This window comes from Burkholderia sp. LAS2 (assembly GCF_018417615.1).
GTDB classification, from domain to species: Bacteria; Pseudomonadota; Gammaproteobacteria; order Burkholderiales; family Burkholderiaceae; genus Burkholderia; species Burkholderia sola.
In genome coordinates, this window is sequence record NZ_CP071052.1 from 2,456,042 (window position 1) to 2,477,597 (window position 21,556).

The 21,556-nt window shown below is 68.4% G+C and carries 20 protein-coding genes; 4 read left to right on the forward strand and 16 right to left on the reverse strand.

The genetic code is table 11. The features are described 5' to 3' along the window. Position 1 precedes the first annotated feature (1 nt). The 6 genes from lipA to JYG37_RS11355 all read right to left on the reverse strand — a co-directional run bounded on the left by lipA (position 2) and on the right by JYG37_RS11355 (position 6,102). A complete protein-coding gene (lipA, locus tag JYG37_RS11330) occupies positions 2 to 967 on the reverse strand; it encodes a lipoyl synthase (protein ID WP_050013211.1) in 966 nt (321 codons plus the stop codon). A 2-nt stretch (positions 968 to 969) separates the two neighbouring features. After that, positions 970 to 2,085: an acetoin dehydrogenase dihydrolipoyllysine-residue acetyltransferase subunit gene (locus tag JYG37_RS11335; protein WP_213345413.1), complete on the reverse strand. Its 1,116-nt coding sequence runs from the start codon at positions 2,083 to 2,085 to the stop codon at positions 970 to 972. 4 nt (positions 2,086 to 2,089) lie between these two features. Then, positions 2,090 to 3,094: an alpha-ketoacid dehydrogenase subunit beta gene (locus tag JYG37_RS11340; RefSeq protein WP_050013213.1), complete on the reverse strand. Its 1,005-nt coding sequence runs from the start codon at positions 3,092 to 3,094 to the stop codon at positions 2,090 to 2,092. 53 nt (positions 3,095 to 3,147) lie between these two features. Beyond that, a complete protein-coding gene (locus tag JYG37_RS11345; RefSeq protein ID WP_050013214.1) occupies positions 3,148 to 4,131 on the reverse strand; it encodes a thiamine pyrophosphate-dependent dehydrogenase E1 component subunit alpha in 984 nt (327 codons plus the stop codon). A gap of 78 nt (positions 4,132 to 4,209) precedes the next feature. Continuing rightward, the gene (locus tag JYG37_RS11350; RefSeq protein ID WP_050013215.1) at positions 4,210 to 4,986 is read right to left on the reverse strand and encodes an SDR family NAD(P)-dependent oxidoreductase; all 777 of its coding nucleotides are present in this window, start codon (positions 4,984 to 4,986) and stop codon (positions 4,210 to 4,212) included. A gap of 57 nt (positions 4,987 to 5,043) precedes the next feature. Next, positions 5,044 to 6,102, reverse strand: coding sequence for an ATP-NAD kinase family protein (locus JYG37_RS11355; RefSeq protein ID WP_089488500.1), 1,059 nt, complete (start codon positions 6,100 to 6,102; stop codon positions 5,044 to 5,046). A 533-nt stretch (positions 6,103 to 6,635) separates the two neighbouring features. Between JYG37_RS11355 and JYG37_RS11360 the strand changes: the two genes are divergently transcribed. Continuing rightward, on the forward strand, positions 6,636 to 8,555 hold the full coding sequence (locus tag JYG37_RS11360; RefSeq protein ID WP_089488501.1) for a sigma-54-dependent Fis family transcriptional regulator: 1,920 nt from the start codon (positions 6,636 to 6,638) through the stop codon (positions 8,553 to 8,555). Between the two features lie 19 nt (positions 8,556 to 8,574). Here JYG37_RS11360 and JYG37_RS11365 read toward each other — a convergent pair whose 3' ends face one another. Continuing rightward, positions 8,575 to 9,009, reverse strand: coding sequence for a carboxymuconolactone decarboxylase family protein (locus JYG37_RS11365; RefSeq protein ID WP_050013218.1), 435 nt, complete (start codon positions 9,007 to 9,009; stop codon positions 8,575 to 8,577). Next, a complete protein-coding gene (locus tag JYG37_RS11370; protein WP_124554574.1) occupies positions 8,993 to 9,454 on the reverse strand; it encodes a MerR family transcriptional regulator in 462 nt (153 codons plus the stop codon). Before JYG37_RS11370 ends, JYG37_RS11365 begins: the two co-directional genes overlap by 17 nt. 296 nt (positions 9,455 to 9,750) lie before the next feature. On the opposite strand from JYG37_RS11370, the gene JYG37_RS11375 reads away from it, so the two are divergent. Continuing rightward, a complete protein-coding gene (locus tag JYG37_RS11375) occupies positions 9,751 to 10,362 on the forward strand; it encodes a ComEA family DNA-binding protein (protein ID WP_124554575.1) in 612 nt (203 codons plus the stop codon). Between the two features lie 88 nt (positions 10,363 to 10,450). Further along, the gene (locus JYG37_RS11380; protein WP_050013221.1) at positions 10,451 to 10,879 is read left to right on the forward strand and encodes a YidB family protein; all 429 of its coding nucleotides are present in this window, start codon (positions 10,451 to 10,453) and stop codon (positions 10,877 to 10,879) included. A 134-nt stretch (positions 10,880 to 11,013) separates the two neighbouring features. Here JYG37_RS11380 and clpB read toward each other — a convergent pair whose 3' ends face one another. Both clpB and JYG37_RS11390 read right to left on the reverse strand, forming a co-directional pair. Further along, positions 11,014 to 13,611, reverse strand: a complete 2,598-nt coding sequence (gene clpB / locus JYG37_RS11385) for an ATP-dependent chaperone ClpB (protein ID WP_124637702.1) — start codon at positions 13,609 to 13,611, stop codon at positions 11,014 to 11,016. Between the two features lie 158 nt (positions 13,612 to 13,769). Next, entirely contained in the window at positions 13,770 to 14,288 is a 519-nt protein-coding gene (locus JYG37_RS11390; RefSeq protein WP_050013223.1) for an Rrf2 family transcriptional regulator, read from the reverse strand. Between the two features lie 252 nt (positions 14,289 to 14,540). Between JYG37_RS11390 and JYG37_RS11395 the strand changes: the two genes are divergently transcribed. After that, on the forward strand, positions 14,541 to 15,101 hold the full coding sequence (locus JYG37_RS11395) for a group III truncated hemoglobin (RefSeq protein WP_089488503.1): 561 nt from the start codon (positions 14,541 to 14,543) through the stop codon (positions 15,099 to 15,101). 62 nt (positions 15,102 to 15,163) lie between these two features. Here the strand turns inward: JYG37_RS11395 and JYG37_RS11400 are convergent, their stop codons facing one another. The 6 genes from JYG37_RS11400 to JYG37_RS11425 all read right to left on the reverse strand — a co-directional run bounded on the left by JYG37_RS11400 (position 15,164) and on the right by JYG37_RS11425 (position 21,523). Beyond that, on the reverse strand, positions 15,164 to 15,640 hold the full coding sequence (locus JYG37_RS11400; RefSeq protein WP_050013333.1) for a molybdenum cofactor biosynthesis protein MoaE: 477 nt from the start codon (positions 15,638 to 15,640) through the stop codon (positions 15,164 to 15,166). Positions 15,641 to 15,659: 19 nt separating this feature from the next. Then, positions 15,660 to 15,917 (reverse strand): molybdopterin converting factor subunit 1, encoded by a 258-nt coding sequence (gene moaD, locus JYG37_RS11405; RefSeq protein WP_050013225.1) that lies wholly within the window; start codon positions 15,915 to 15,917, stop codon positions 15,660 to 15,662. Between the two features lie 18 nt (positions 15,918 to 15,935). Continuing rightward, complete coding sequence (locus tag JYG37_RS11410) at positions 15,936 to 17,183, reverse strand: molybdopterin molybdotransferase MoeA (protein WP_124630765.1); 1,248 nt, start codon at positions 17,181 to 17,183, stop codon at positions 15,936 to 15,938. 257 nt (positions 17,184 to 17,440) lie between these two features. Then, complete coding sequence (gene thrC, locus JYG37_RS11415) at positions 17,441 to 18,892, reverse strand: threonine synthase (protein WP_124554576.1); 1,452 nt, start codon at positions 18,890 to 18,892, stop codon at positions 17,441 to 17,443. 10 nt (positions 18,893 to 18,902) lie between these two features. Then, entirely contained in the window at positions 18,903 to 20,231 is a 1,329-nt protein-coding gene (locus JYG37_RS11420) for a homoserine dehydrogenase (RefSeq protein WP_089488504.1), read from the reverse strand. Positions 20,232 to 20,284: 53 nt separating this feature from the next. Beyond that, positions 20,285 to 21,523 (reverse strand): pyridoxal phosphate-dependent aminotransferase, encoded by a 1,239-nt coding sequence (locus JYG37_RS11425; protein WP_050013229.1) that lies wholly within the window; start codon positions 21,521 to 21,523, stop codon positions 20,285 to 20,287. Positions 21,524 to 21,556: the final 33 nt, after the last annotated feature.

The following is a 21,556-nucleotide window of genomic DNA, read 5'->3' on the forward strand; positions in this document are numbered from 1 at the left end:
GCTACGCGTCCTCCAGCACGTCGGCTGCGTGATATGACGACCGCACGAGCGGGCCGGCGACGACTTCCCTGAAACCGAGCGCGAGCGCCTCGTCGCGCCACGCGGCGAACGCGTCCGGGCTCACGTAGCGCCGCACCGGCAAATGGTGCGCCGACGGCGCGAGATACTGGCCGAGCGTCAGCACGTCGACCTCGTGCGCGCGCAGGTCGCGCAACGTGTCGCGCACCTCGTCGTCGCGTTCGCCGAGCCCGAGCATCAATCCCGATTTCGTCACGAGCGTCGGCCGCGCGGCCTTCGCCTGCGCGAGCAGTTCGAGCGAGCCGCGATAGTCGGCGCCCGGCCGCGCCGCCCGGTACAGCGACGGCACCGTCTCGATGTTGTGGTTGAACACGTCGGGCCACGCCGACGACAGCGCGTCGAGCGCACGCGCCGCGCGGCCGCGGAAGTCCGGCGTCAGCACCTCGACGCCGATGCCCGGCACGCTCGCGCGCACCGCCGCGATGCAAGCGGCGAAATGCGCGGCGCCGCCGTCGCGCAGATCGTCGCGGTCGACCGACGTGATCACGACGTAGCGCAATCCGAGCGCCGCCGCCGCGTCGGCCAGCCGCGCGGGCTCGGCGGGATCGAGCGGCTCGGGACGGCCGTGCGCGACGTCGCAGAACGGACAGCGCCGCGTACACAGCCCACCCATGATCATGAAGGTCGCGGTGCGCTGCGCGAAGCATTCGCCGATGTTCGGACACATCGCCTCCTCGCAGACGGAATGCAGCCGATGCTCGCGCAGCACGGCGGCCATGTCGGCCACCGCCGCGCTCATCATCGGCCGCGCGCGCAGCCACGGCGGCTTCGGCAACGCCGCGGCGGCCGCGGGCTCGATGCGCACCGGAATGCGCGCAAGCTTGTCGCGACTTCTCGCGCCGGGCTGGCCGAGCGCCGTGAGGCTGGGTCGTTCGAGCGCGGCGGCCATCGTCAGTCTCCGAGGAATGCGACGATCAGGCGGTTCACGTCGGCGGCCGACTCCATCTGCACCATGTGCCCGCTGCCGGCGATCACCTCGGCGCGCACGCCGCCCGGCAAGTCCTGCGCATGCTGCGCCGGAATCACCTGGTCGCGCTCGCCCCAGATCACGAGCGTGCGCGGCGCCAGCGACGCGAGCCGGTCGCGGAACACGCGCCGCTGCGCGGCGCCGTCGAACGCGGCATGCGCGATCTTCTCCAGCGCGGCCTGCACGCCTTCGAGCCGCTTGTACTTGACGAGATCGTCGACCAGTTGCCGCGTGACCAGCGCGTCGTCCGCGAACAGCGCGCCGAGGTGCGGCTTCAGCGTGTTGCGGCTGTTGCCGGCGACGAAGCCGTCGATGTACGCTCGGTTGATGTCGGGGCCGAGCCCGGCGCTCGCGATCAGCGTGAGCGACGCCACGCGCGCCGGCGCGCTGTCGGCCAACGTCATCGCCACTGCGCCGCCCATCGAATGGCCGATCAGGTGCGCGCGCTCGATGTGCTGCGCATCGAGCAGCGCGAGCACCGCGTCGGCCAGTTCGTCGAGGGTGCCGCTCTCGACCGCCTTGCCCGATTCGCCGTGGCCGGGCAGATCGAGCGCCCACACCGGCCGGTGCGCGGCGAGCTCCGCGTGATTGAACAGCCAGTTGTTCAGGTCGCCGCCGAAGCCGTGGATCAGCACGGCCGGCGTGCCCGACCCGTCGCCCAGCTTCAGGAAGCGGATCATACGGCCGCCGATCTGCGCCTTCTCCGGCTGCGGGCCGGCCGCCTCGTCGGACGCCGCGCTCGGCACGAAATCGCGCTGGAACTCGGCGATCGCCGCATCGATGTCGGCGTCGCTCGCATCGGCGGCCGCGACGACGCCGAGCAGCGCGCCGACCGGCAGCGTCTCGCCCTCCTGCGCGACCTGCCGGCGCAGCGTGCCGTCGAACGCGCATTCGACGCCCGACGAGATCTTGTCGGTCTCGACGTCGAGCACCTCGTCGCCCTTCGCCACGCGTTCGCCGATCGCCTTCAGCCAGCCGTTGACCTGCCCCTGCTCCATCGACAGCCCCCACTTGGGCATCGTGATCATGTGAATCGACATCGTGTCAGCTCCTCGTCTTGAGTACCGCCCGCGCGATCGCATCGGCGGACGGGATATACAGGTCTTCCAATACGCCGGCGAACGGCGTGGGCGTATGCGGCGCGGTCACGAGCTCGATCGGCGCCTTCAGCGAATGGAACGCACGCTGCGCGACGAGCGCGGCGATGTCGGTCGCGATCGAACAGCGCGGATTCGCTTCGTCGACGACCACCACGCGCCCGGTGCGCTCCGCGCTTTCGAGGATCGTTTCCTCGTCGAGCGGCGACGTCGTGCGCAGGTCGATCACGTCGCACTGGATGCCGTCCTTCGCGAGCGTCGCGGCCGCGTCCATCGCGAGATGCACCATCCGGCCGTACGTGACGATCGTCGCGTCGTCGCCGTCGCGCAGCACGCTCGCCTCGCCGAACGGAATCGCATAGGACTCCTCCGGTACATCGCCCTCGCGCGTATAGAGCAGCTTGTGTTCGAGAAAGATCACAGGATCGTTGTCGCGGATCGCCTGGATCAGAAGCCCCTTCGCGTCGTACGGCGTCGACGGGCACACGACCTTCAGCCCCGGGATGTGCGTGAACAGCGACGTGAGCATCTGCGAGTGCTGCGCAGCCGCGCGCAGGCCCGCGCCGTACATCGCGCGAATCACGACCGGCGTCACGGCCTTGCCGCCGAACATGTAGCGGAATTTCGCGGCCTGGTTGAAGATCTGGTCGAAACACACGCCCATGAAATCGATGAACATCAGTTCCGCGACGGGCCGCATCCCGCACGCGGCCGCGCCGACCGCCGCACCGATGTAGCCGCCCTCCGACAGCGGCGTATCGAGCACGCGGCCCGGAAACTTGTGGAACAGCCCCTTCGTCACGCCGAGCACGCCGCCCCATGCGTCGTCCTCGCCCGGCGCACCCGCGCCGCCCGCGTTGTCCTCGCCCATCACGATCACGCTGTCGTCGCGCGCCATTTCCTGCGCGAGCGCCTCGTTGATCGCCTGCGAATAAGTGATCTTCCTTGCCATGTCTGTCTCCTGGAATGTTGGGTTGCCGTGCCGGCTGCCGGGTCAGCCCGCGCTCACGGATACGACACGTAGACGTCGGCCAGCAGGTCGGCGGCATCCGGCAGCGGCGCGGCCTTCGCCTGCGCGACCGCGTCGTCGATCAACGCCTTCACTTGCGCGTCGATCGCGCGCAGGTCGTCGGTCGTCAGCGCCTCGGCGCGCACGACGCGCGTTTCGAAATGCTTCAGGCAGTCCTTCTCGTCGCGCAGCTTCTGCACCTCGCCCGGCGCGCGGTAGGTTTGCGCATCGCCCTCGAAGTGGCCGAAATAGCGCGTGAACTTCACCTCGACGAGCGTCGGGCCGCCGCCGTTGCGCGCGCGTTCGACGGCCTCGCCGAGCGCCTCGTGCACCGCGAAGAAGTCGAAGCCGTCGACGATCACGCCTGGCATCCCGAACCCGTTCGCGCGATCGGCGATGTTGTCGGTCGCGACCGACCAGCTCGACGACGTCGCTTCCGCATAGCCGTTGTTTTCGGCGACGAAGATCGCGGGCAGCCGCCACACCGACGCGAGGTTCATCGATTCGAAGATCACGCCCTGGTTCGACGCGCCGTCGCCGAAGAAGCACACGCCGACGCCGCCCGTCTTCTTGTGCTTGGCCGCGAGCGCCGCGCCGCACACGAGCGGGCCGCCCGCGCCGACGATCCCGTTCGCGCCGAGCATCCCCATCGACAGGTCGGCGATGTGCATCGAGCCGCCCTTGCCGCGGCAGACGCCCGTCTTCTTGCCGTAGATCTCGGCCATCATCCCGTGCACGTCGACGCCCTTCGCAATGCAGTGGCCGTGGCCGCGGTGCGTGGTGGCCACGTAGTCGTCGAGGCCGAGGTGCAGGATCGTGCCGACGGCGGACGCCTCCTCGCCCGCGTACAGGTGAACGAAGCCGGGAATCTCGCCGGTCGCGAATTCGACGTGCAGACGCTCCTCGAATTCGCGGATCGTGCGCATCAGCCGATAGGCGTCCAGCAGCTTGTCCCTGCCGAGCTGTGTCGAAGCGGTCATGTGTGTCTCCTGGTTAGGTCTGACTGCGAATGCCGCCCCGGCCGTGCCGTGGCGGCGGATTGCACGGCCTCGCGGCCGTCAGTGGAACGTGAAGCCGCCGTCGACGTTCACGGCCTGGCCCGTCACGTTGTCCATCGTCGCGAAGAACAGCGCGAGCCGGCCCATGTCTTCCGGCGTCTGCGCGCGGCCCTGCGGAATCAGCGTCAACTGGTGCCGCTGCCACGATTGCTCGACCGATTCGCCGTCGGTCTTCCATTCGTCGGACAGCCGGTCCCACATGTAAGTGCGGACGATGCCGGGACAGATCGCGTTGACGGTCACGCCGTCGCGCGCGAGTTCCTTCGCCAGCGCATTGGTGAAGCCGACGACCGCGAATTTCGATGCGCTGTAATGCGCGAGATTCGGAAAGCCTTCCTTGCCCGCGATCGACGCGACGTTGATGATCCGGCCGCGGCCCTGCGCCTTCAGGTGGGCCAGTGCCGCCCGGCAGCCGAGGAACGTGCCCTTCGCGTTCACGTCCATCACGAAATCCCAGTCGCGCTCGGTCAGTTCGGCGACCGGATGAATGCTGATCACGCCCGCGCAATTCACGAGGATGTCGAGCCGGCCGAGTTCGGCGAGCGCCTGCGCGACCATCGCGTCGACCTGCGCGGCCTGCGTGACGTCGACCTTCGCGATCGCGGCCCGGCGGCCGAGCGCGCGGACCTCGCGCGCGGTGGCGTCGAGCGCGTCGTCGAGCAGGTCGGCCAGCAGGATGTCCGCGCCGGCGCCGGCAAGCGTCAGCGCGATGCCGCGGCCGATGCCGCGCGCGCCGCCCGTGACGATGGCGACCTGTCCTTCGAGAGGGGCTGTCATGCGATGTCTCCTTGATGATCGTTATGGATGGCGAAGCGTCTTCGTCAAACCGGTGTATCAGTCGTGCCACGCGCCGGCGGCGCGCAGCAGCTGCCGCGACGATGCGTAGCGCAGCGTGCGACCGACGTCGACCGTCAACGGCCCGCGCCAGTCGAGCGCGATCTCGTAGCGATCGCCGCGCGCGACCTCGATCTCGCGCTCGCCGTCGAACGCGAGCGTGCCGCGCTCGAACGGAATCGCGTGCCACGTGCCGGGTTCGAGCCGCTCGCAACTGCGCATCACGACACGATCGACGCGCCCCGGCGCGATCGGCGCGACGAGCGGCGTGCCGGCCGCGTTGCCGGCTTGCGCGAAGCGCATCGAGAGCCCGTGCGGCGCGCTGCGCTCGAGCGGCGCCCACGCGCCGCCGAGCGCGGACAGGCCGATGCCGTCCGGTTCCGCGAACGTCAGGTAGAGCGAGTCGATGTCGTCGGAGCCGGAAATCGCGCGCGCGCCGATGAAGCGCTGCCGCGCGGCGCACACGTCGACGAGCGCAATCTCCTCGCGCCCCGGCTGCGCGCCCGCGACGCAGCGCACGACGAGCCGCTTGTTGCGCACGAACGCGACCTCGGCCGGCACGGCGCCGGTCGCGGCGAGCCCCGCGGCGACGCCGGCGACGGTTGCCTCGCGATGTTCGGGAAACGCGTTGTTGGTGCCGGTGGACAACGCGACGAGCGGCGTCGCGCCGCAATGCGCGGCAACCGCGCGATGGGTGCCATCGCCGCCGAGCACGACGATCAGCGACACTTCCATCCGATGCAGATAGGCAGCGCCCGCCTGCGTGTCGGCGACGCTGTCGGTGATCGGCAGGTCGACGAATTCGACGTGGGGCCAGCGCTCGTGCGGCGCGACCGCGCGATGCGTGTCAATCGCGCGCAGCAGCAGCGTCGCGATGCCCGTGCGGTCGCGCAGCGTCAGCACGCGCTCGACGCCCATCGCGCCGAGGCCGGCCAGCAGGCGCACGATCATGTTCGCCTTCTCCGCGGTCGGAAACACGGATGCATGCGTCGTGAGGCGGCGGATGTCGCGCCCCGATGCGGGGTTCGCGATCACGCCGACGGTAACGGGCGTCGTCACGGGTTTGTCTCCATCCAGTCGACGGAGCCGGCGCATTGACGCGCGCCGGCTCCGCCTGTTTCGTCCGCAGCCATCGACGGGCGGCGGATCGTCGTCGCCGACGCGATCGCGGCGGCTTGCCCGTCATTACTGCAAGCGGCGTGCCATCGTGCGTGCGATCGCCGCGAAACCCGCGTGGACGCTGGCGCGGCGGGCATGCGCGGGTTCCGGATGCGCGGCCGTGACGACGCAGCGCGCGTCGAATTCGCGCAGACGTCTCACGTCGCCGATACGGCGACGCGGTTGCTGCGGCGCCCGTGCATGCGCGGCGTTCCGCCCGCAAACCCTGCGTTCGCGCCGCGCCGCGCACGCGACGCCCCGCCGCACGGCCGCCGCGCGCCGCGCATGCGGCCGTCTCAACTGCGCGAGACACGGCGCGATACCGGTGAGACGACCGTCTCATGCGCGCCGCGTGCTGCGATGCAATGTGATTCGCCGAATCGGATGTGCTACAAGAACAGCGACATCCCCGCCGTACGGAACCGGAGCCGACCATGCCCTACGCCGTCCCCCAGGCCCAGCACGCCGACCGTGTACTCGGCGCGCTCGCCGGACGCCTGCCCGCGCCGGCGGATTCCGCGCGCCTCGTGTCGTCGTGGCAACGGTCGCTGGAGCGCTACCGTCTCGACCCCGCTTCGTCGATCGGCCCGCGCGTGCTGACCGCGGCGGAGCTGCGCGAGGTGCGCGACAAGGAGGAAGCCTTCCTGCGCGCGTCGGGCCAGTGCCTGACGCGGCTGCACGACATGATTCGCGTCGCCGACTACTGCGTGATGCTGACCGACGCGCACGGCGTGACGATCGACTACCGGATCGACCGCGAACGCCGCAACGACTTCCGCCATGCGGGGCTGCACATCGGCTCGTGCTGGTCGGAAAGCGAGGAAGGAACGTGCGGCGTCGCGAGCGTGCTGACCGATCTCGCGCCGATCACCGTGCACAAGACCGATCACTTTCGCGCGGCGTTCACGACGCTCACGTGCAGCGCGGCGCCGATCTTCTCGCCGGGCGGCGAACTGATCGGCGTGCTCGACGCGTCGGCCGTGCATTCGCCCGACGGCCGCGACAGCCAGCGTCTCGTCTACCAGCTCGTGCGGCAGAGCGCGGCGCTGATCGAGGACGGCTACTTCGTGCACAGCACCGCGCAGCACTGGATATTGTTCGGGCATCCGAACCGTCACTACGTCGAGGCGCAGCCCGAGTGGCTGATCGCATTCGACGAATGCGGCAACATCGTCGCCGCGAACCGGCAGGCGCGCGACGCGCTGCCGGCGCTGCGCGAGCCGCGCCATATCGACGAGATCTTCGATGCGACCGAGATGCCGCTGCGCGACGCCGCGCGGCTCGACACGATCGTCGCGCTGCGCGTGCGCGCGACCGGCGCCCCGCTCTACGCGCGGCTGCGTGCGCCGCTACGACGCGCCGGCCGCGACCCCGGCGCGGCGTCGCGCCGCCCGGGCACCGCTGCGCCGCGTCACGTCGGCGCGCTGACGCCGTTCCTGCACAGCAGCGATGCGCGCATCGCGCAACAAGCGGAACTCGCGCTGCGCGTCGCGAGCAAACGGCTGCCGATCCTCGTGCTCGGCGAAACCGGCGCAGGCAAGGAAGTGTTCGCCCGCGCGATCCACGACGCCGGCGCGCGGCGCGCGCGGCCGTTCGTCGCCGTCAACTGCGGCGCGCTGCCGGAAGCGCTGATCGAGAGCGAACTGTTCGGTTATGCGGCCGGCGCGTTCACCGGCGCACGCAAGCACGGCGCGCGCGGCAAGATCGCGCTCGCCGACGGCGGCACGCTGTTTCTCGATGAAATCGGTGACATGCCGCTCGCGCTACAGACGCGCCTGTTGCGCGTGCTCGCCGACGGCGAGGTCGTGCCGCTCGGCAGCGATACGCCCGTGCGCGTCGATCTCGACGTGATCTGCGCGACGCACCGCGATCTCGCGCGGATGGTCGCCGACGGCACGTTCCGCGAGGATCTGTACTACCGGTTGAGCGGCGCGACGTTCGACCTGCCGCCGCTGCGCGAACGCGCGGACGTGCGCGACGTGATCGCCGCCGTGTTCGCCGAGGAAGCGCAGGCGACCGGCCACGTGCTCACGCTCGACGCGACGCTCGCCGAACAGCTCGCCGCGTATGCATGGCCGGGCAACGTGCGGCAACTGCGCAACGTGCTGCGCTATGCGTGCGCGGTGTGCGACGCCGCGCGCGTGACGCGCCGCGACCTTCCGGCCGACCTCGCCGCGCAACTCGGCGGCGCGCCGCCGGGCGCGCTGCCCGACGACGAACGCGGCCGCATCGTCGCCGCGCTCACCGCGCATCGCTGGCGGCCCGACGCGACCGCCCGGGCGCTCGGCATGTCGCGCGCGACGCTGTACCGGCGCATCGCGAAGTACCGGATCGTCGCGCCGCACCGCGCGTGACGCACGGGCGCACGCCCCGTCATGCGGGCTGTCCGGCCGCTTCGTTCGCGTCGTCCGTCACGCCGGCCGCCTCGTCGCGCCGCGCGAACACCTCGCGCGCGGCGAACAGCGCGTTCAGCGCGGCCGGCATCCCCGCATACACGGCCATCTGCATGAATACCTCGACGATCTCGTCGCGCGTGCAGCCGACGTTCAGCGCGGCCTCGATATGCACCTTCAGTTGCGGCTGCGCGTTGCCGAGCGCGGCCAGCGCCGCGATCGTCGCGATTTCGCGCGCCTTCAGGTCGAGCTGCGGCCGGCTGTAGATGTCGCCGAAGCTGAATTCGACCAGGAGCCGCGCGAAGTCCGGCGCGATCGGCGCAAGCGCCGCGATCACGCGTTCGCCCGCTTCGCCGTCGATTTCCTTCAGTTTGTTCCAGCCGCGCGTGTAGCGATCCTCAACGAGTCGTTCCATCGTGTCCGTCCTGTTCCGATAAAGAGTGTGAAGGTTTCGCCCGTCGTTCCGTTTCCCGTTCCTGCGCCTCGTAGTACGCGATCTTGTCGCCAATCGCGTCGAGGCTCGCCTGCAACTCCGCGATATGCGCGCGCACCGCGTCGCGATGCGCGACCAGCAAGTCGCGCCGCGCGCCGAACGTCGACGCGCCCTGCTCGCGCAGCACCGCGAACGCCTGCATCTGCGCGATCGGCATGCCGGTCGCCTTCAGGCGCATCACAAAGGCCAGCCAGTCAAGGTCGGCCGGCGCATAGAGCCGGTGCCCGGCCGCCGTGCGCGAAATCGCGCGCAGCAGGCCGGCCTGCTCGTAATACCGCAGCGTGTGCGTCGACACGCCCGTCAGTTCGGCGACTTGCCCGATCGTCAGCGGACCGGCGGCGGAGGGTTGGGATACGGTTTTCGACATGGCAGGAACAAGGTTAGGAGTTAGAGTTCACTCTAAGTCAAGCATTGTCTGACGGCCAGTGGGGCGTTCACCCGCGATACGCTCGCGATACCCGGCGACACCGTAAAGAATGGTCAAAATCGGCGCCCCGCAGCGGTTTCGGCCTTTACAGCGCCGCAAGCCTTCAGCAAGATTCGGTCAGCCTGTCTCAAAAAGGGCACGCATTTGTCCTATGCTTAACGGCGACGCCCGGCGAGCTCGCGCGTCGTCGTCCGTTGCAACAGCCATTCATCCGTCAGAACCAGGGAGCCCTTGCCATGCTGAAAAAGCTGCTGATGCTGTTTGTCGCGCTGTCGCTGTCGCTCGCCGCCGGCCTTGCCGCGGCCGTCGAAGTCAACACGGCCGACCAGGCCGCGCTCGAATCCGTGAAGGGGCTCGGGCCCGTGAAGTCGAAGGCGATCATCGACGAACGCACCAAGAACGGCCCGTTCAAGGACGCCGACGATCTCGCGAACCGCGTGAAGGGCCTCGGCACGAAGTCGGTCGGGCATCTCGAGGAAAACGGCCTGACGATCGGCGGCGCGTCGACGCCGCCGAAGGGCGTGAAGCTGTCGAAGCCGGCCGCGACGACGTCGGCAGGCACGTCGACCACGACGTCGGCGGGCACCGCCTCGACGTCCACGACCGCGACGGCCGGCACGACGACCGCGGTGCCCGCGCCGTCGGCGAGCGCACCGGAAGCGGCGAGCAAGCCGGCCAAGACCAAGCGCGCGTCGAAGAAGGAAAAAGCGGCAGCCGCTGCCGCGGCATCCGCCGACGCCGGCGCGAGCGCACCGGCCGCCGCGTCGTCCGCGAAGGCGACGAAGGGTTCGAAGAAGAAGAGCAAGAAGGACAAGGCCGCCTCCGCCGCCGCGGCGTCGGGCGCCTGATGTGCGCCGCGCGCGCGACGGCGTGCGCGCGGCATTCGTTCAACGGGCGCCGTCGTCACGGCGCCCTTTTCAGTGAAGGTGAAGAACCATGGGTCTCCTCGACATCGTTGGCGGTCTGATCGGCGGCCAGGCCGGCGGCAACTCGCAAAGCGCGCTCATCGCGACCGCGCTCGAATTCATCAACAACCAGCCGGGCGGCCTGAACGGGCTGATCGAGAAGTTCAAGGCCGGCGGCGCCGGCGAGATCATCGGTTCGTGGGTCGGCACCGGCGAAAACCAGCCGATCTCGCCGGATACGCTGCAAAACGTGCTCGGCTCGGACGTCGTCGGCTCGCTCGCGAGCAAGGTCGGCATCGATCCGTCGCAAGCGTCGTCGATCCTCGCGCAGGTGCTGCCGCACGTCGTCAACGGCGCGACGCCGAACGGCGAAGTGCCGGCCAGCGGCCAGCTCGACACGTCGAACGTGCTCGGCACGCTCACGCAGCTCGCCGGCATGTTCGGCGGCAACAAGGCCTGAGCCCGCACGCCTGACAGCCCGGGCGGCCGCTTCGAACGTTTCGGCCGCTCCATAAGCAAACACCCCGCCTGAGCGGGGTGTTTGTTTTTGCGCGCCCGGCGGTGCGAACCGGGCGCACCGCCGATTACCGGCGATCAGTGCACGACGCGGTCGAACACGAACTGGCCGTCGTTGACGTCGACCGGGATCACGTCCTTCGGACCGAAGCGGCCGGCGAGGATCAGCTTCGCGACCGGGTTCTCGATCTCCTGCTGGATCGCGCGCTTCAGCGGCCGCGCGCCGAACACCGGATCGTAGCCGACCTTCGCGATCTGCTCGAGCGCCGACGGCGACACGTCGAGCGCCATGTCGAGTTTCGCGAGCCGGTCGTGCAGGCGGGCGAGCTGGATCTTCGCGATCGACTCGATGTTGCTGCGGTCGAGCGCATGGAACACGACGACGTCGTCGATCCGGTTCAGGAACTCCGGGCGGAAATGCTGCTTCACCTCGAGCCACACCGCGTCCTTGATCTCGTCCTGCGGCGCGCCCGTCATCGCCTGGATCACCTGCGAGCCGAGGTTCGACGTCATCACGATCACCGTGTTCTTGAAGTCGACCGTGCGCCCCTGCCCGTCGGTCATGCGGCCGTCGTCGAGCACCTGCAGCAGCACGTTGAATACGTCCGGATGCGCCTTCTCGATCTCGTCGAGCAGGATCACGCTGTACGGCTTGCGGCGCACGGCTTCCGTCAGATAGCCGCCTTCCTCGTAGCCGACATAGCCCGGCGGCGCGCCGATCAGCCGCGCGACGCTGTGCTTCTCCATGAACTCGCTCATGTCGATGCGGATCAGATGCTCTTCCGAATCGAACAGGAACGACGCCAGCGCCTTGCACAGCTCGGTCTTGCCGACCCCCGTCGGGCCGAGGAACAGGAACGAGCCGTACGGACGGTTCGGATCGGCGAGACCCGCGCGCGAACGACGGATCGCGTCGGCCACCGCGTTGATCGCCTCATCCTGGCCGACCACGCGCTCGTGCAGCTTTTCCTCGATGTGCAGCAGCTTCTCGCGTTCGCCCTGCATCATCCGCGACACCGGAATCCCGGTCGAACGCGACACGACTTCCGCGATTTCCTCGGCGCCGACCTGCGTGCGCAGCAGGCGCGGGCGCGTCGGGTTGTGCTGCTCCTGCTCTTCGGCCTGCGTGACCTGCTTGAGCTGTGACTCGAGCTGCGGCAGCTTGCCGTACTGCAGCTCGGCGACCTTCTCGAGCTTGCCTTCACGCTGCAGGCGCGCGATATCCGCCCGCACCTTCTCGATCTCTTCCTTCAGTTGCGCGCTGCCCTGCACCGCGGCCTTCTCGGCGGTCCAGATCTCTTCCAGGTCCGCATATTCGCGGCCGAGGCGGTCGATCTCTTCCTCGATCAGCTGCAGGCGCTTCTGCGACGCTTCGTCCTGCTCCTTCTTCACGGCTTCGCGCTCGATCTTCAGCTGGATCAGACGACGGTCGAGCTTGTCCATCTCTTCGGGCTTCGAATCGATTTCCATCTTGATCTTCGAAGCGGCTTCGTCGATCAGGTCGATCGCCTTGTCGGGCAGGAAGCGGTCGGTGATGTAGCGATGCGACAGCTCGGCCGCGGCGACGATCGCCGGGTCGGTGATGTCGACACCGTGGTGCAGTTCGTACTTCTCCTGCAGCCCGCGCAGGATCGCGATCGTCGCCTCGACGCTCGGCTCGTCGACGAGCACCTTCTGGAAGCGGCGTTCGAGCGCGGCGTCCTTCTCGATGTACTTGCGGTATTCGTCGAGCGTGGTCGCGCCGATGCAGTGCAGCTCGCCGCGCGACAGCGCCGGCTTCAGCATGTTGCCCGCATCCATCGCGCCTTCGGCCTTGCCCGCGCCGACCATCGTGTGGATCTCGTCGATGAAGACGATCGTCCGGCCTTCGTCCTTCGCGATGTCGTTGAGCACCGCCTTCAGGCGTTCCTCGAACTCGCCGCGGTACTTCGCGCCGGCGAGCAGTGCGGCCATGTCGAGCGACAGCACGCGCTTGCCCTTCAGCGTCTCGGGCACCTCGCCGTTGACGATCCGCTGCGCGAGCCCTTCGACGATCGCGGTCTTGCCGACGCCCGGCTCGCCGATCAGCACCGGGTTGTTCTTGGTGCGGCGCTGCAGGATCTGGATCGAACGGCGGATTTCGTCGTCGCGGCCGATCACCGGATCGAGCTTGCCCGCACGGGCGCGCTCGGTCAGGTCGACCGTGTATTTCTTCAGTGCCTCGCGCTGGCTTTCCGCGTCCTGGCTGTGCACCTGCGAGCCGCCGCGCACCGCGGCGATCGCGGCTTCGAGCGCCTTGCGCGTGAGGCCGTGCTGACGCGCGAGCTTGCCGGCGTCGCCCTTGTCGTCGGACACGGCAAGCAGGAACATCTCGCTCGCGATGAACGTGTCGTTGAGCTTCTGCGCTTCCTTGTCGGCCTGGTTCAGCAGCCCGGCCAACTCACGGCCGATCTGGATGTCGCCGCCCGTGCCCGTCACTTGCGGCAGGCGCGAAATGGCTTCGTTCAGCGCGCCTTGCAGCGCCTGCACGTGCACGCCCGCACGCGACATCAGCGAGCGGGCCGATCCGTCCTGCTGCGCGACCAGTGCCGCGAGCACGTGAACGGGTTCGATGTATTGATTGTCGCGGCCGGCCGCGAGGCTTTGCGCGTCCGCGAGTGCTTCCTGGAACTTGGTGGTGAGCTTGTCGATTCTCATTTGGTTGAGACCTCCAATTTTCGATTAACACCAAGATGAGGATGGTTATGCGGCTTTCAAGCGAAATTCGGGTTGATTCAGCGCAAAAAATGCCGGACACCCTTAAAACGGCCCGGCGGTGTGATCGGATGGACGCAGGGGCCCGCGGCGCCCGCGTGTCAGTGGGCGTTGGACGACGGCTCGGCGGCCGTCGGCGCTTCGTCCGGCGTCGGCGCGGCGCGCACGAGCGCGACCGGACGGATGCCGAGCAGCGCCGCGAGCGGCGACGCGGGCTCGGCCAGTTCGCCGAGCGTGTGACGATCGAGTTCCGCGAAGAACGCATCGCGTGCGGCCGCCAGCACGCCCTTCAGCCGGCACTGCGGCTCGATCGCGCAGCCGCGCGACTCGCCGCCATCCGACGAAAAGCAGCCGACCAGCGCGAAGTCGTTTTCGGTCGCCCGCACGACCTGGCCGACCGTCAGTTGCAGCGAATCGGCGAACAGCCGCAGCCCGCCGTTGCGGCCGCGAACGGTGTCGACCCAGCCCAGCTCGCCGAGCTGCTGGACGACTTTCATCAGATGGTTCTTCGAGATGCCGTAGGCGTCCGAGATCTCCTGGATCGTCGCGAGTCCCTCGCCGCGCACGGCGAGGTACAGCATCACGCGCAGCGAATAGTCGGTGTAGTCGGTGAGTCTCATGAGCGAATACGGAAAAGATCGATCGTGCCCCAACGACGTGAGCCGGGCCGATCGCGACGCGTGCAAGGCCGATCGAGGATCCCGCGGCGCGGCCCCGGGTTGCCGGGATCGCGTGCGCGCAATAAGATGCGTGATATCTGCACGTTTTCCAGGGGTTACAGGACGCTATTTTGCGTCAAAATCCGGCCGGCGTCCTGCTCGTTGCCTGCGCCGGCGCCCTGTCGCTGCCCTGCTCCACCGGCCCTTTTTGTCATGACTGCCCTGCCTGCCTCGCCCGAACCCGTACCGGCCCGCCCCCGCGACGCCGAGCCGACCGAAGACAACATCCGCGCTCTCGTCTACGCGTTTTACGACCGCGTGCGCGCCGATCCGCTGCTCGGGCCCGTGTTCGACGCGAAGCTCGCCGGCCGCTGGGACGATCATCTGCCGAAGATGGTGATGTTCTGGTCGAGCCTCGTGCTCGGCACCAAGGGCTATCGCGGCAACGTGCAGCAGGCGCACCAGCCGCTCGACGGCATCGAGCCGGCCCATTTCAGCCGCTGGCTGTCGCTGTTCCTGAACACCGTCGAAGCGCGTTACGCGCCGGCCGCGGCGATCCGTTTCATGGAGCCCGCGCTGCGGATCGCGCAGAGCCTGCAGTTGAGCCGGTTCGGCTGGGACTACCGGATTCCGCCCGAACAGCAGGCGCTGCTCGACGCGGTCGCGCCGCGCCGTCGCGACACGGGCGACGATCCGCACGCGTTGCCGTCGCGCGCTCGCGGCGAGCCGTTTCCGACGAAGATCATCGGGCGCGGCGTCGACCCGGACGCGTAATACCCGTCACGCGCGACGACGCCGCACCTGCGGTACATCGCCGCATCGTCCGCGCGCCGCACTCAGCGCCGCGTATTGCCCGACTCGACGCCCCAGCGCGCGAGCGCCGCGTCGTCGGTACTGCGCGCATCGACCCAACGCTCGCCGTCCGGCGTCGTTTCCTTCTTCCAGAACGGCGCTTCGGTCTTCAGATAGTCCATCACGAACTCGCATGACGCGAACGCATCGCCGCGGTGCGACGCGACCGTCGCGACCATCACGATCTGGTCGAGCGGCAGCAGCCTGCCGACGCGATGCACAATCGCGACGTCGATGCCCGGCCAGCGCCGGCCGGCCTCCGCCGCGATCTTCTCGAGCGCCTTCTCGGTCATGCCCGGATAGTGCTCGAGCTCCAGCGCGGCGACCGCATCGCCTTCGTTCAGGTCGCGCACCGTGCCGACGAAGCACGCGAGCGCGCCGATCTTCGGGTTGCGCGCGCGCAATGCCGCCACTTCGGCGTTCAGGTCGAAATCGTCGGTCTGGATTCGTATCGTTGCCATCACCGGTCCCATGCAAAGCTCAGCCGCCCGTCACCGGCGGGAAGAACGCGACCTCGCAGCCTTCGGTGAGCCGCGTGTCGGGATCGGTCATCTCGTGGTTGCAGGCCATGCGCAACGCGCGCCCTTCGGCGAGCGTGTCGGCCCACGCGCCGCCGCGCACGCGCAGCCACGCACGCACGTCGCCGACGGTCGTCACGCTGTCCGGCACGTCGGCTTCTTCGTCGGCCACGCCCAATGCTTCACGCACGCTTGCAAAAAATTTAAGCTGAATCTTCATGGTTCGGAAGCCGCCGCGTTACGACAGCAATTCGGAAAACGGAATGAAACGCACGGTCTCGCCCGCGCTGATCGCGTGCTGCGGCGGATTGTCGATCAGGCCGTCGCCCCAGACCGTCGACGTGAGCACGGCCGAGCTCTGGTTCGGGAACAGGTCGAGGCCGCCGGCCGCATTGACGCGCGCGCGCAGGAATTCGTTGCGCCGGTCGCCCTTGCTCTGCGAAAAATCGGCACGCAGCGACAACGCGCGCGGCGCGACGTCGCGCACGCCGGACAGGCGCAGCAGGAATGGCCGCACGAACAGCAGGAACGTGACGAAGCTCGAGACGGGGTTGCCGGGCAGCCCGATGAAGTGCGCGTCGGCGCGCGCGTCGCCACGGCGCACCGCGCCGTACGCGAGCGGCTTGCCGGGCTTCATCGCGATCTGCCACAGCGCGAGCCGCCCTTCGGCCTCGACGGCCGGCTTCACGTGGTCCTCGTCGCCGACCGACACGCCGCCGCTCGTCAGGATCACGTCGTGATCGCGGGCGGCCTCGCGCAGCGTGTCGCGCGTCGCGGCCAGCGAGTCGGGCACGATTCCGTAGTCGGTCACGTGGCAGCCGAGCCGCTCGAGCAGCCCGCGCAGCGTGAAGCGATTCGAGTTGTAGATCGCGCCGGGCTTCAGCGGCTCGCCGGGCATCGTCAGTTCGTCGCCGGTGAAGAACACCGCCACGCGAATCCGCCGCGCGACCGACAATTGCGCGCAGCCGACCGATGCGGCGAGGCCGAGCGCCTGCGGCGTGAGCCGCGTGCCGGCCGACAGGATCACCGAACCCTGATGAATGTCCGCGCCCTGCGCGGTGATCCATTCGCCGGCCTTCGGCGTGTGCAGGATCTCGACCGCGTCGCCGTCGGCCGACGTCTGCTCCTGCATCACGACGGCGTCGGCGCCGGGCGGCACCGTCGCACCGGTGAAGATCCGCGCGGCCGTGCCGGCCGCGAGCGGCGCGGCCGGATACCCGGCCGGAATGCGCTGCGACACCGGCAAGCGCCGATCGCCGTGCAGCAGGTCGGCGACGCGCACCGCATAGCCGTCCATCGCGCTCGTATGCATCGGCGGCACGTCGAGCGGCGAGCTGACGTCGGCCGCCAGCACGCGGCCGAGCGCGTCGAGCGTGGCGACGGTTTCGGCGCCGGGCAGCGGCTTCGCGGCATCGAGCAGCGCGGCGAGCGCCTCGGCGGTCGACAGCATCGGCGCGCGCGGCGCCGCGGGATTCGGGTTCGACATCGATGGAATCGGGGATCGTTGGAATCAATACGTCATTGTAGCGACGCCGCCGTACGCACGCGCGATATGGCGAACATGCGAAGATTGTGATCGGCGCGAACCCGCAGGTCTGACACTTGTTTCGCGCATTTCGCGCCACATGCGATGTCCGCGTACCCAACCCGCGGGCCAAACGAAACGGCCGGAACCCCGATCCATTCGACGAATCGGCATTCCGGCCGTCCTGCCTGCACGCCGGGCTCGCGCCCGGCGGCACATCATGCGCCCGTATGGGCGGCGATGAAGTCCTTCACCTGCTGCGCGTCGGCCTTCACGACCTCGAAGCGCTGCGGCAGCGCCTCGAGCCCGTCGAATGCGGCCGGCCGCTCGGCTTCGCGATCGAGCGCTTCGCGGATCGTCTCGCCGAACTTGATCGGCTGCGCCGTCTCGAGCACGACCATCGGCACGCCGGCCTCCAGATGCTCGCGCGCGACCTTCACGCCGTCGGCCGTATGCGTATCGATCATCGTGTCGTAGCGCGAGAACACGTCGCGGATCGTCGCGATGCGGTCGGCGTGGCTGCTGCGGCCCGACACGAAACCGAATTCGGCGACGCGCGCGAAATCGCCGCTGGCCGCGAGATCGAAGCCGCCCTTCTCCTCGACGTCGCGGAACAATTGCATCACGCGGGCCGGATCGCGGCCGAGCAGGTCGAACACGAAGCGCTCGAAGTTCGAGGCCTTCGAGATGTCCATGCTCGGGCTGCTCGTGTGATAGGTGTGCTCGGCGCTGCGCACGCGGTATGCGCCGGTGCGGAAGAACTCGTCGAGCACGTCGTTCTCGTTGGTCGCGACCACCAGCTTCGCGATCGGCAGCCCCATCATCCGCGCGATGTGGCCCGCGCAGACGTTGCCGAAGTTGCCCGACGGCACCGTGAACGACACGCGCTCGTCGTTCGACTGCGTCGCCGCGAAATAGCCCTTGAAGTAGTACACGACCTGCGCGACGACGCGCGCCCAGTTGATCGAGTTGACGGTGCCGATCTTCTGCTGCGCCTTGAATGCGTGATCGTTCGATACGGCCTTCACGATGTCCTGGCAGTCGTCGAACACGCCTTCGACCGCGAGGTTGAAGATGTTCGGATCCTGCAGGCTGAACATCTGCGCGGTCTGGAACGCGCTCATCTTCTTGTGCGGCGACAGCATGAACACGCGCACGCCGGCCTTGCCGCGCATCGCGTATTCGGCCGCGCTGCCGGTATCGCCCGACGTCGCGCCGAGGATGTTCAGCGCTTCGCCGTGCTTCGCGAGCGTGTACTCGAACAGGTTGCCGAGCAGCTGCATCGCCATGTCCTTGAACGCGAGCGTCGGGCCGTTCGACAGTTCGAGCAGCGACAGCGCCGTGCCGTGCTCGGTGCCGAGCGTCTTCAGCGGCGTGATGTCGGATGCGTTCTCGCCGTGGCGCGTGTTGCTGTACACGGCAGCCGTGTACGTGCGGCGCGTGATCGCGCGCAGGTCGTCGGCCGGCACGTCGTCGCAGAACTTCGACAGGATCTCGAACGCGAGATCCGCGTACGGCAGCGTGCGCCAGCGCGCGAGCTCGTCGGCGGACACCTTCGGATACTCGGCCGGCAGGTAGAGCCCGCCGTCCTTCGCGAGACCGCCGAGCAGGATGTCGGAGAACGTATGGCGCTCGCCGATGCCGGCGCCGCGCGTGGAGATGTAGTTCATGTCGTCAGCCTCAGTTCAGCGCTTCCATGCGCAGCTTCGTCACCTTCGACACGACGGTCGCGAGGCTCTCGATTTGCGCGATCGCCGCGTTGACGTTCTTCTCGACCGTCTCGTGCGTGATCAGGATGATGTCGGTTTCGCCGTTCGCGCCGTCGATCTGCTCCGATTCCTTCTGCAGCAGCGCGTCGATCGAGATGCCCGATTCGGCGAGGATGCGCGTGATCGCGGCGAGCACGCCGGTCTGATCGGCGACGCGCAGGCGCAGGTAGTAGCCGCTCGTCACTTCCTCGATCGGCAGAATCGGCGTGTTCGACAGGCTGTCCGGCTGGAACGCGAGGTGCGGCACACGATGCTCGGGATCGGCCGTATGCAGGCGCGTGACGTCGACGAGATCCGCGACGACGGCCGAAGCGGTCGGCTCCGCGCCCGCGCCCTTGCCGTAGTACAGCGTCGTGCCGACTGCGTCGCCGTGCACGACGACCGCGTTCATCGCACCCTCGACGTTCGCGAGCAAGCGCTTTTCCGGGATCAGCGTCGGGTGCACACGCAGCTCGATGCCGTTTGCGGCGCGGCGCGCGATGCCGAGCAGCTTGATCCGGTAACCGAGCTCTTCCGCGTAGCGGATGTCGGTCGCGTCGAGCTTGCTGATGCCTTCGACATACGCGCGGTCGAACTGCACCGGCACGCCGAACGCGATCGCGCTCATGATCGTCGCCTTGTGCGCGGCGTCGACGCCCTCGATATCGAAGGTCGGATCGGCTTCCGCGTAGCCGAGCGCCTGCGCGGCCTTCAGCGCGGTCGCGAAGTCGAGCCCGCGGTCGCGCATTTCGGACAGGATGTAGTTCGTCGTGCCGTTGATGATGCCGGCGATGTACTGGATGCGGTTCGCGGTCAGGCCTTCGCGCAGCGCCTTGATGATCGGGATGCCGCCGGCGACGGCCGCCTCGAACGCGACCATCACGCCCTTCTCGCGCGCGGCTTCGAAGATCTCGGTGCCGTGCACCGCGAGCAGCGCCTTGTTCGCCGTCACGACGTGCTTGCCGTTCGCGATCGCGCGCAGCACGAGCTCGCGCGCGATGCCCGTGCCGCCGATCATCTCGGCGATGATCGAAATCGACGGATCGTCGACGACCGCGTTGAAGTCGTCGGTGATCTGCGCGGTGCCGGCGTGGGCGCCGAGCGCCGCCTGAGCCTTGGCCGGGTTGCGCACGGCAATGCGCGCGACCTCGATGCCGCGCCCCGCGCGTCGTTTGATTTCTTCCTGGTTGCGGTGCAACACCGTGAAGGTGCCGCTGCCGACGGTGCCGAAGCCCAACAGGCCAACTTTGATCGGTTCCATGCTGCGTGTGATCGATGAGTAAGAAGTAGTGAGTTCCGTGAGACGCTGCCCGCTCAGACCGAATGGCGCTTGCGGTAGCCGTCGAGGAAGCGTGCGATCCGGTTGATCGAATCGGTCAGGTCGTCGAGGTTCGGCAGGAAGACCACGCGGAAATGGTCCGGCGTCGCCCAGTTGAAACCCGTGCCCTGCACCAGCAGCACGCGCTCCTCGAGCAACAGGTCGAGGATGAACTGCTGGTCGTTCTGGATCGGGTAGAGCTTCGGGTCGAGGCGCGGAAACATGTACAGCGCGGCCTGCGGCTTCACGCAGGTCACGCCCGGGATCGACGTCAGCATGTCATACGCGAGTTCGCGCTGCTTGTACAGGCGCCCGCTCGGCACGATCAGCTCGTTGATGCTCTGGTAGCCGCCGAGCGCCGTCTGGATCGCGAACTGGCCGGGCACGTTCGCGCACAGGCGCATCGACGACAGGATGCCGAGCCCTTCGAGGTAATCCTTCGCGCGCCGGCGGTTGTCGCCGCCGAGGCCCGACACGGCCATCCAGCCCGCGCGATAGCCGCACGACCGATAGCTCTTCGACAAACTGTTGAACGTGACGGTGATCACGTCCTCCGACAGCGCGCCGAGCGCCGTGTGCTCGAGGCCGTCGTAGACGATCTTGTCGTAGACCTCGTCCGCGAACACGATCAGCCCGTGCTGGCGCGCGATCGCGAGCAGCTCGAGCAGCAATTCGTCGGAATAAAGCGCGCCGGTCGGGTTGTTCGGGTTGATCACGACGATCGCCTTCGTGTTCGGCGTGATCTTGCTGCGGATGTCGTCGAGATCGGGCATCCACGCGTTCTGCTCGTCGCACACGTAGTGCACGGGCGTGCCGCCCGACAGGCTCACGGCCGCCGTCCACAGCGGGTAGTCGGGCGCGGGCAGCAGCACTTCGTCGCCGTCGTTCAGGAGCGCCTGGGTCGCCATCACGATCAGCTCGGACGCGCCGTTGCCGATGTAGATGTCGTCGAGACCGACGCCGACGACGCCCTTTTCCTGCGTGTAGTGCATCACGGCCTTGCGCGCCGAGAACACGCCCTTCGAATCCGAATAGCCGGACGACGCCGGCAGGTTGCGGATCATGTCCTGGATGATTTCGTCCGGCGCGTCGAAACCGAACGGCGCGAGGTTGCCGATGTTCAGCTTGATGATGCGGTGGCCTTCTTCCTCGAGGCGCTTCGCGTGCTCGAGCACCGGGCCACGGATGTCGTAGCAGACGTTGAGCAGCTTGTTCGACTTCTGAATCGGTTTCACGACGACACGGTTCCTGGGTTGGCCTTGCGGCCG